9 protein-coding genes are annotated in these 10,307 nt (G+C 70.2%); 3 read left to right on the forward strand and 6 right to left on the reverse strand.

Annotated features, from left to right (window positions below):
* Positions 1–1,028: DUF222 domain-containing protein (locus ACIA03_RS00005; protein ID WP_396978001.1), on the reverse strand; the 1,028-nt coding region annotated here is incomplete at its 3' end.
* A 411-nt stretch (positions 1,029–1,439) separates the two neighbouring features.
* Here ACIA03_RS00005 and ACIA03_RS00010 point away from each other — a divergent pair.
* The gene (locus ACIA03_RS00010; protein WP_396978003.1) at positions 1,440–1,910 is read left to right on the forward strand and encodes an NUDIX hydrolase; all 471 of its coding nucleotides are present in this window, start codon (positions 1,440–1,442) and stop codon (positions 1,908–1,910) included.
* A 15-nt stretch (positions 1,911–1,925) separates the two neighbouring features.
* On the opposite strand, the gene ACIA03_RS00015 is transcribed toward ACIA03_RS00010, so the two are convergent.
* The 4 genes from ACIA03_RS00015 to ACIA03_RS00030 form a co-directional block, all read right to left on the reverse strand.
* The gene (locus ACIA03_RS00015; protein WP_396978005.1) at positions 1,926–2,447 is read right to left on the reverse strand and encodes a putative immunity protein; all 522 of its coding nucleotides are present in this window, start codon (positions 2,445–2,447) and stop codon (positions 1,926–1,928) included.
* Between the two features lie 13 nt (positions 2,448–2,460).
* Entirely contained in the window at positions 2,461–3,435 is a 975-nt protein-coding gene (locus tag ACIA03_RS00020) for a ribose-phosphate diphosphokinase (RefSeq protein WP_141795227.1), read from the reverse strand.
* A 74-nt stretch (positions 3,436–3,509) separates the two neighbouring features.
* Positions 3,510–4,964, reverse strand: coding sequence for a bifunctional UDP-N-acetylglucosamine diphosphorylase/glucosamine-1-phosphate N-acetyltransferase GlmU (glmU, locus tag ACIA03_RS00025; RefSeq protein WP_396978008.1), 1,455 nt, complete (start codon positions 4,962–4,964; stop codon positions 3,510–3,512).
* Between the two features lie 43 nt (positions 4,965–5,007).
* Positions 5,008–5,766, reverse strand: coding sequence for an SDR family oxidoreductase (locus tag ACIA03_RS00030; protein ID WP_396978010.1), 759 nt, complete (start codon positions 5,764–5,766; stop codon positions 5,008–5,010).
* Between the two features lie 102 nt (positions 5,767–5,868).
* Between ACIA03_RS00030 and ACIA03_RS00035 the strand changes: the two genes are divergently transcribed.
* Complete coding sequence (locus tag ACIA03_RS00035) at positions 5,869–6,756, forward strand: helix-turn-helix transcriptional regulator (protein ID WP_396978012.1); 888 nt, start codon at positions 5,869–5,871, stop codon at positions 6,754–6,756.
* Here the strand turns inward: ACIA03_RS00035 and ACIA03_RS00040 are convergent.
* Positions 6,753–8,873 (reverse strand): SpoIIE family protein phosphatase, encoded by a 2,121-nt coding sequence (locus ACIA03_RS00040; RefSeq protein WP_396978014.1) that lies wholly within the window; start codon positions 8,871–8,873, stop codon positions 6,753–6,755. The two genes, ACIA03_RS00035 and ACIA03_RS00040, sit on opposite strands and share 4 nt — an antisense overlap.
* A 174-nt stretch (positions 8,874–9,047) precedes the next feature.
* Between ACIA03_RS00040 and ACIA03_RS00045 the strand changes: the two genes are divergently transcribed.
* The coding region (locus ACIA03_RS00045; RefSeq protein ID WP_396978016.1) for a HAMP domain-containing protein at positions 9,048–10,307 on the forward strand (1,260 nt) is incomplete at its 3' end.

Here is a 10,307-nt window from a genome sequence, read left to right on the forward strand (position 1 = left end):
TGCGCCAGCCGGGCGGTGCGACCGAGGTCGAGGATCTCGGAGTCGGTGCCCAACACCACCGGGATCAGGTCGGCGTTGCAGGCCATCCGGCGGGCTTCGGCGGCGGCGATCTGCTCGCCGTCGAATCCGAGGGCTGCGGTGCCGAGGTCGTTGCGGAGCTGGTCGAGGCTCATGGTGATGAACACCGTGGTCGCATGCCCACCGTGTCTGGGGAGCTGGTCGACGTCGTAGGTCTCGATCACTCGGGCGAACGCCTGGCCCAGCAGCCGGTCATAGGGTGCTTTGACGCCCTTGTTCTCGGCCGAGAGCTTCCGGGGCTGCGCCAGCGAGTCCAAGATCGTGCGCAACCGGACCCCGACAGCGCGAGAGACCCTCGCCTGGATATCGACGGTCCCGTCACCGTTGTCGCGCGAGGAGAAGAAGGTGCGCCGATGCGCCCGTTCCTCCTCCCGCTGCAAAGCCTTGGCTTCGACGGCTTCGAATCGGTCGGGGTCGATCTCGGCGAGGATCCGGCGTCCGACGATCTTCAGCTCGTTCGCCGTCAACCGGGTCGCGTAGTCCACGAGCAGCTTCTCGGCCAGGATCAGGTCCTCGCCGCTGGCGGCGGGGTCGTTCTCGATCTGGTCGAGGGCCTGGGTGATCACCCGGGCCTTGTCCTGGGACACCACACCCTCAGCGAGGCCGGCGGCGACGAGGTCGTACTTGGTCACCGCTGCCGCGAGCTTCACCTGCGAGCGAGCCACGCCCTTGTCGACGAGGAGCTCGGTCCGCATCCACCCGGAGGCGTCTTTCGCACCGGTCTCCTCAGCGATGTCGCCAGCAGACGCGAGCACTCGCAGCTTCAATGCGGCTTGCTGGGCCTGGAGCTTCTCCAAACGCTCCAGCAGGTCCTTCTTCTGTTCCGTGCACCAGTAGGCGGGATCGGTGGCGAGGAGGTCTTGGACGGCGGTTTCGATGGCCTGCAAAGCAGCGTCGATCGCGTCCCCGGGGTTGGCGCCCCAGTGGTCGATCGAGCGCCCGAGACTCATCGCTGCCCTCTCCTTCAGAGGCGTGCTGTGATGTGTCCGATTCTACGCCTTCACTCGCTCCAGAGCCACCTATTTTCCCAGGTCAACCACGTTTTCGCGGTCAGCGAACGATCTCGCTTCTGTGGATGGTAAGTGGCCCGAAGGGCCACCCTCCAACCCTTCGACCTCAACGTTTCGCGTACGAATTTCTCCGCGCCACACCCGGGCCGCCGCCCCGATAGCCAGCGAAATCTTTTATCGATCTGGTCCGGAGTCCAGGACCGCGAAGCGGCCGGCGAAGCCGGCGCCCGAAGGGCGTCCTTGACGCCGGACCAGATCGATAACACCCTCCAAGAAAGGGTCGGCGGCCCACACCAACCCCAAGAAGCAGTCCGCGGAATGCCTCAGGACCACCCCGATACCGTGACCACCATGCCGACCCCAGACTTCATCGTCGACCTCCGCCGCAAGATAGGAACAGAGCTGCTCTGGCTCCCCGGGGTCACAGCAGTGGTACGCAGAGACGACGAGATCCTCCTGGTCCAACGCGCAGACAACCTGAGGTGGACGCCGATCACGGGAATCGTCGACCCCGGCGAGCAGCCGGCGACGGCAGCGGTGCGCGAGGCAAAGGAAGAGACCGGAGTGGATATCTCCGTCGACCGCCTGGCATCGGCAGCCGCGACAGACTCGATGGTCTATCCCAACGGCGATCGTGCGGTCTACATGGACCTGACGTTCAGCTGCACATGGCGCTCAGGAGAGGCGTACGTCGCCGATGACGAGTCGATGGACGTCGGCTGGTTCCGCGTGGACGAACTGCCCGAGATGCACCCCGAGCTCCGGGCACGGATCGACGCCGCCCTCTCCGACGAGGCCGAGGCCCGGTTCGTCGCACCCTGAGCGCTTGGCCGAAACTCAGCCAGACACTCGCAGTCGGCTGTCGAGGGCACTCATGAGCTCTGCGACACGGTTCTTGCCGGCCGGCACAGCAGGATAACGCGCGAGTACGTCGAGCAGCACCGGGCTCGCGCGCTCGACGGCTCGGTCCAGGGACGCCACGGCAGCCCCGGGCTCGGAGATCTCCGCGATCCGGGCGACGCTGGCCGCGGCACGCAGGATGTGCCCGACCTGAGCAGCATCGGCGAGCGGATGGAGGTAGGCGGCCGAGGCGGCATCGCCGGCACTCCGGGCAGCCAGCCGAGCTGCCTCTGACGGCGCCTCGGCCGCCGCCCGATGAGCATCCAAGGAGGTGACGCGCTGCAGCTTCGTACGTCTCGCACCACCGACGAATTCCCAGGCCGCATCGAGCGCGAGCCTCGGGCGCGGGTCACCAGGAACGGCCGCCTCGAAGACCGGCAGGACCTCGGCGGCGGTCTCCGCGACGTACCGGGCTACGACTCGCAGCTCGTCCGTCGTCAGCTCGAAGTCGCCGGCCACGGACGAAGCAGGCTCAGGCGTGACCGTCGAACATCGAGGTCACCGAACCGTCCTCGAAGACCTCACGGATTGCGCGGGCGAGCATGGGGGCGATGGAGAGCGTGGTGAGCTTGTCGAACTGCTTCTCCTCCGGCACCGGGAGGGTGTTGGTGATGACGACCTCGGTGGCGGTGGAGTTCTTCAGCCGGTCGACGGCGGGGTCGGAGAGGATCGCGTGGGTGGCGCAGATGATCACGCCGGCAGCGCCCTCGGCCATGATCGCGTCGGCGGCCTTCACGATCGTGCCGCCGGTGTCGATCATGTCGTCGGTCAGGATGCAGATGCGACCCTTGACGTCACCCACGACGCGGTTGGCGACGGTCTCGTTGGGACGGTTGATGTCGCGGGTCTTGTGGATGAACGCCAGCGGCGCCCCACCGAGCCGGGCCGCCCAGCGCTCGGCAACCTTGATCCGGCCGGCGTCGGGAGAGACGACGGCCAGGGGCTGCGACCCGTACTTGTCCTTGATGTAGTCGGTCAGCAGCGGCAGCGCCATCAGGTGGTCGACCGGGCCGTCGAAGTAGCCCTGGAGCTGGTCGGCGTGGAGGTCGACGGAGATGATCCGGTCCGCACCCGCGGTCTTGAACATGTCGGCGACCAGGCGGGCCGAGATCGGCTCGCGACCGCGGTGCTTCTTGTCCTGGCGGGAGTAGCCCCAGAACGGCATCACGACGGTGATCCGCTTGGCCGAGGCGCGCTTGAGCGCATCGACCATGATCAGGTGCTCCATCAGCCACTGGTTGATCGGCGCCGTGTGCGACTGGATGACGAACGCGTCCGAACCGCGCACCGACTCCTCGTAGCGTACGTAGATCTCGGAGTTGGCGAAGTCGTAGGCCGAGGTCGGCGTCAGCTTCGTTCCGAGGAGGTCGGCGACTTCCTCGGCGAGGACCGGGTGAGCCCGGCCGCTGAAGAGCATCAACTGCTTCTCGGTGGTGCGCTTGGTCATGTGCTGGCTCCTACCCCCGGGGTCACTGCACTTGGATTCTCCATCAACATCGCCGTCGCGCCCAACCCCGGCGGTTACTCCCCGGTCGCCGGGGGTTCACCGAGGATGGGTACGCCCGCCTCGAGCGCCTCCTCGGCCGCCGCCGCCTGCGGCGTACCGGCCCTCCGGGCCAGCGCCCAACCCTCGATGTTGCGCTGCTGACCTGCGGAGACGGCCAGTGCACCGGGCGGCACGTCCTCGCGGATCAGGGCCTCGCCGCCGGTCGCGGCACCGTCTCCGACGACCACCGGCGCGACAAAGGTCACACCGGACCCCGACTTCACGTGGCGCCCGATCCGGGTCTTGTGCTTGTTGACCCCGTCGTAGTTGGCGAAGATCGTGCCGGCCCCGATGTTGGTGCCCTCACCGATCGTCGCGTCGCCGACGTAGGACAGGTGCGGCACCTTCGCCCCAGCTCCGATCGATGAGTTCTTGACCTCGACGAAACCGCCGATCTTGCCCTCCTCGCCGAGCACCGTGCCCGGGCGCAGGTAGGAGAACGGACCCACGTTGGCACCGGGTCCGACGACGGCGAGCTCTGCCTGCGTACGCACCACCCGGGCGCCGTGGCCGACCTCGGTGTCCTTCAGGGTGCAGTCGGGGCCGACCACCGCGTCCTCGTCGATCCGGGTGGCACCGATCAGCTGGGTGCCGGGCAGGATGGTGACGTCGGGGGCGAGCTCGACGTCGGCGTCGATCCAGGTCGTGGCAGGGTCCATCACGGTGACCCCGTCCTTCATCCACCGGGTGACGATCCGCTCGTTGAGGACCTTCCCGAGCGCCGCGAGCTGGGCCCGGTCGTTGGCGCCCTCGGCCTCGCTGACGTCGTCGAGGACGAACGCGTCCACCGCCAGCCCGTCGGAGACCGCCAGCGCGATCGCGTCGGTGAGGTAGAACTCCTTCTTCGCGTTGTCGTTGCCGATCCGCGGAAGCACCCCGGCAAGGAAGCCACCGTCGAAGGCGATGATCCCCGAGTTGATCTCGGTGATCGCCCGCTCCTCGTCGGTCGCGTCCTTCTCCTCGACGATCCCGGTGACCCCGGCGTCTCCACGCAGGATCCGGCCGTAGCCGAACGGCTCCGGGACGATCCCGCTCAGGATCGTCGCGGCCCGGCCGGCAGCTTCGTGGTCGGCCACCAGCGCGCGCAGCGACTCACCGCGCAGCAGCGGCGTGTCGCCGTACGTCACCAGGACGGTCCCACCGGAGACCGCGCCCGCCTCGACCGCCACCCGCACCGCGTGGGCGGTGCCGAGCTGCTCGGTCTGCACCGCGATCACCGCCTCGGGGAGGATCTCGGCGATGTGCGGCTCGACGAGCTCGCGCTGGTGGCCCACGACCGCGACCACGCGCGACGCGCCGGCCTCCGAGACCGCGGCCAGGACATGGCCGACGAGGCTCCGGCCCGCGATCTGGTGGAGCATCTTGGGAGTCTTGGACTTCATCCGGGTGCCGCCGCCGGCGGCCAGCACGATCACGGTGAGCTCGCTCATGTTGCCTCAGTCTAGGGCTCCCGACGCGGGCCCCGACCCGGGGTCAGCGGACCCGTTCCTCCGCCGCGTTGAGGACCCCGATGATCTGGTCGTAGTCGCCGCGGACCTCGGCGTAGCGCAGCAGCTTGACCTGCTCCACGAGCACCTCGTGAGCCTCGGGATCGGCCTCGAGCAGGGCCATCACCTCCTCGACGTAGGCCTCCAACGGCATGGCGTGCTCGGAGCTCTCGTGGCCCGGCATCAGGGCCGTCCGGACCGCCGGCGGGACGAGCTCGGTGACCTGGATCCCGATCGGCTCCAGCTGCATCCGGATCGACTCGGAGAGCTGGTGGATCGCCGCCTTCGTGGCGTTGTAGGTGGGGGTGAACCGCAGCGGCGTGTGGGCCAGCCCCGAGGAGACGGTGAGGATCGTGGCGCCGGGCCGCTCGCGCAGGTGCGGCAGAAGCGCGTCGATGAGCCGGATCGGACCGAGCAGGTTCGTCACCACGGTCTCCTCGGCATCGGCGAGGAACCCGGTCGTGGTCCAGTCCTCGGGGCGCATGATCCCGGCCATCGCGACGAGCACGTTCAGGTCGGGGAAGCGGCTCACGACATCGGCTGTCGCCTCCGCGATCGACGCGGCGGCGGCGGTGTCGATACGCACGGTGCCGAACCCGTGCGCCTCGGCCAGCTCGGCGAGGAGCGAGGTGCGCCTGCCACCGATGACGACGGTGTTGCCGCGCTCCTTCAGACGCAGCGCGAGGGCGAGGCCGATCCCGGAGGTCGCTCCGGGGATGAAGATGGTGTTTCCGGTGATGTTCATGCCTCCACGCTGCGGCCGTCGCTCGCCGGGCGGGAGAGACCCGGTGATCGTGGGATCGGCGATCCCTGGTTGCGTCGGCGTGCACCCCGCATGATGGTTGTCATGGACCGTGCCTCGCTCGCCGACTTCCTCCGCCGCCGCCGGGAGGCGCTCCGCCCGCAGGACGTCGGCCTGGTCGCCGGACCCCGGCGGCGCACGCCTGGCCTGCGCCGTGAGGAGGTCGCCGCGCTGACCGGGATGTCGACCGACTACTACGTCCGTCTCGAGCAGCAGCGCGGCCCGCAGCCCTCCGACCAGATGCTGTCGGCGCTCGCCCGGGCGCTGCGCCTGAGCATCGACGAGCGCGACCACCTCTATCGGCTGGCCGGCCACAACGCCCCGCGGCGTACGTTCGAGGACGGCCATGTCGCCCCGGCGCTGCTGCGGGTGCTGGACCGGCTCGAGGACACCCCGGCGATGATCATGTCCGCGCTCGGCGAGACGCTGGTCGCGAACCGGCTCGCCGTCACGATCTTCGGTGACCGTCCGGCGCTGACCGGCTGGGACCGGTTCGAGGCCTACCGCTGGTTCACCGATCCCTCGACGCGGGACGTCTACCCGCCCGAGTTCCACGACCGGCACGGCCGTGGTCTGGTGGCGACCCTGCGGGTGGCCTACGGAGCCATGGGCGAGCGCTCGCGCGCCGGCGATCTCGTACGCCTCCTGGAGACCCGATCGGAGGAGTTCCGCGAGCTGTGGGAACGGCACGAGGTCACCCACCGCTTCGAGGACCACAAGACCCTGCTGCATCCCCACGTCGGCCGCATCGACGTCGACTGCCAGGTGCTGACCAGCCAGGACATGGGCCAGGTGCTGCTGGTGCTGACGCCGGTGCCCGGTAGCGAGGCCGAGGAGAAGATCCGGCTGCTCGGGGTGCTCGGCCACGAGGAGTTCAGCCCGAACGAGCTCGGCACGAACGAGCTCGGCACGGACCGGTTCGGAACCGCCTAGGCGACGGCCTCCCTGCCGAGGTCGAGGACCAGGACGGCCATGTCGTCGGAGGGCGGTGTGGTGGAGAAGTCGGCGACCGCGCGCAGCAGCCGGTCGGCGAGGGCCTGGGCCCCGGCCCCGATGCCGGCGGCGAGGACGGCCTCGACCCCGGGCTCCTCGAACATCGCGACTCCGGCACGACGCTCCAGAACACCGTCGGTGACGACGACGAGCCGGTCGCCGCGCGCCACCGTCACCTCCTCCTCGATGTAGTCGACCGCGTCGAGCACCCCGAGGAGCGTCTGCGGCCTGCCCACCCGCCGGGCCGGGACCCCGGACCGGGCACGGGAGACCAGGAACGGCGGCGGATGACCCGCACACACGAGCCGCACCAGGAACCGGGAGGCCGAGGTGGTCTCGAGCGTGCCGCAGACCATCGTGACGAACCGGCCCCGGCTGCCCTCGTCGCAGATCGCGGCGTTGAGCCGCTCCAGGGTCGGCGCGATCGGGATGCCGGCCCGCATCAGCGCGCGCACGGTGTGGCGCGACATCCCGGCGACCGCGGCCGCCTCGGGGCCGACCCCGCACACGTCGCCCACCATGAACCCCCAGCGCCCGGCGCCGAGCGCGAAGATGTCGTAGAAGTCGCCACCGGCGTCGTTGAACTCCCCGGTCGGCTCGTAGCCCACCCCGATGTCGACGCCGGGGATGTCGGGCAGCACCGCGGGCAGCAGGCTGCGCTGCAGGGACTGGCCGATCTCCTGGAGCTCGGTGTGGGCGCGCGCGTTGTCGATGGCCAGCGCCGCCCGGCGGGCCACCGACTCCGCCACCAGCAGCCGCTCGCGACGCAACGGCTCACCGGGGGGCCGGCCGAGAGTGAGCCAGCCGATGATCCGGTTGCGCGTCACCAGCGGGAGGATCGCGACCTCGCCCGGGAAGTACGGTTCGGCCGGGGCCTCACGACCGTCGGGCGCCGCCTTCTCCAAGGCGTCCTGCAACGCATCGAGCTGGTGCTCGTCGGCGTGCCAGGAGAACTGGAGCCGGGGTTGGTCACGGGCATCGTTGAGGTAGATGCCGCACCAGGTCGCGAGCCGCGGCACGACGACCTGTCCGGTCATGGCCGTCGTCGTCTCCAGGTCCAGCGACCCGGCCAGCATCACGCTGGACTCCCCCAGGAACGCCAGCCACGCACGCCGTTCGCTGTCCGCGGCCCGGGTCGCGGCGCGGTCGACGCTGGGCGCGGCCCAGTCCGCGACCCGCTGCAGCTGCGCGCCGTCCTCGGTCGTGAAGCCGCCCGGCTCGGCCCGGGCGACCGCCAGCGTCCCGATCACCCGCCCGTCGAACGCCACCGGCGCGGTGGCGAGCGAGCGCAGCTCGAGGCCCCGGAGCAGGTCGACCGGGGTCGCGCTCAGGTCACCGATGGACAACGGCCGGAACGACGCCCTGAGGCTCGGCGCACCGGCCTCACCGCGGCGCACGCTCCGTCCCTGGATGGGGTCCGCGGACCCGCTCGTGGCCGCCACCACGAACCGGTCCTCCATCTCGTCCTCGAGCAGGAGGTAGGCAGCATCCGCCGCGAAGCGGTCCCGGGTCTGCTCCACCACGAGCTGGAGCATGTCCGCCAGCGGGAGCTGGTTGAGGGCCAGCCCGCCCAGCCCCAGCGGATCCTGGGCGGCGGGGTCCCGGCGGCGTACGTCCTGGTCCTCCGGGCCGTCGCTCGCGGGCGCCTCGGCGCCGATGGTCTCCTCCACCAGCGCGAACGCCGCCCACACCCGCTTGTGGTCCTTGCGGTACTCCACGCCCCAGGCCGTCGCCAGCGCCGAGGTGATCAGCAGCCCGCGGCCGTGCTCGCCGGCCCCGGGGTGGGCGTTGGCGCCGACCGGCAGCACCCGGGTCGGGTGCTGGTCGAACACGTCGATGCGGAGCCGGTCCTCCTCGCGTACGACCGACACGGTCATCGGCGTGCCGGCATGGGTCACGGCGTTGGTCACCAGCTCGCTGGTCAGCAGGACGGCGTCGTCGAGGATGTCGTCGAGACCCCATTCGTCGAGCACCTTCCGCGTGAAACGGCGCGCCTCGGAGACCGACGTAGGTGCCGGTTCGAAGGTGCGCGAGAGCGTCTTGACTCCGGTGCTCATGTCCACCGCCGATTCTGCACCCGATTCGCCACGAAAAGGACTTATCCCCGGAAGGGATCTGCAGGTAGGTCAAGGATTGACCAGAATCGGTGGCGAACGGTGATTTCTGAGTCGCGGACAGGCGATGAATGCGACACTGCAGAAGACGCGCGACTCAGCGCGAGAGGAGGCGGGATGCCCTCATCGTCGGGCACATCGGCTGACACATCGACTGGCACCACGCCTCCGGCGCAGGTGGCGGTCGACCCGATCGCGCTGCGCCGGCTCAAGGACGCGATGACCGCGATGCGCGACGGCGTCTTCACCGGGCGCCTCGACCCGGTCGACGGCCCTCTCGGCGACCTCGCCTCCCTCCACAACGAGATCGCCGACCGGCTCGGTCACCTGAGCGGCGAGCTCGCGCGCGTGCGCCGCGACGCGGGCCGCGACGGCCACCACGACGAGCGGCTCCGGCCGAGCATCGGCGGCGGCGCCTGGGCCGGTGCCGTCGAGGACGCCAACGACCTGGTCGCCGACCTTGCCCGCCCGACCGCCGAGGTCGCCCGGGTCGTCGCCGCGGTCTCCGCGGGCGACCTCACCCAGACGATGGACGTACGCCAGGGCAGCCGCCCGCTCAAGGGCGACCCGCTGCTCGTCGCCAAGAGCGTGAACGGCCTGGTCACCCAGCTCGCCACGATCACCGAGGAGATCGCCCGGGTCACCCGCGAGGTCGGCACCGAGGGCAAGCTGGGCGGCCGCGCCCGGGTGCGGAACGCGTCGGGCACCTGGCGCGACCTCGTCGATGCCGTCAACACCATGTCCTCGAAGCTGACCGCCCAGGTCCGCGACATCGCCGAGGTCACCACCGCGGTCGCCAACGGAGACCTGTCCCGCACGGTCACCATCGAGGTCTCCGGCGAGATGGCACAGCTCAAGGACACCGTCGACCGGATGGTCGGCCAGCTGTCCTCGTTCGCCGCCGAGGTCACCCGTGTCGCCCGCGAGGTCGGCACCGAGGGCCGCCTCGGCGGCCAGGCCGACGTACGCGGCGTCTCCGGCACCTGGCGCGACCTGACCGACTCGGTCAACACGATGGCCTCCAACCTGACCTCCCAGGTGCGCGGGATCTCCTCGGTCGCCAAGGCCGTCGCCCGCGGCGACCTGTCGCAGCAGATCACGGTCACCGCGCGCGGTGAGGTCGCCGAGCTCGCCGAGACGCTCAACTCCATGACCGCCACCTTGCAGACCTTCGCCGACGAGGTCACCCGCGTCGCCCGCGAGGTCGGCACCGAGGGCCGCCTCGGAGGTCAGGCCGAGGTGCCCGGCGTGGCCGGCCGGTGGAAGGACCTCACCGACTCGGTGAACTCGATGGCGAGCAACCTGACCAACCAGGTCCGTGACATCGCCCAGGTCACCACCGCGGTGGCCGGCGGCGACCTGTCGCAGAAGATCACC

This window comes from Nocardioides sp. NPDC051685 (genome assembly GCF_044453405.1).
Taxonomy (GTDB): domain Bacteria; phylum Actinomycetota; class Actinomycetes; order Propionibacteriales; family Nocardioidaceae; genus Nocardioides.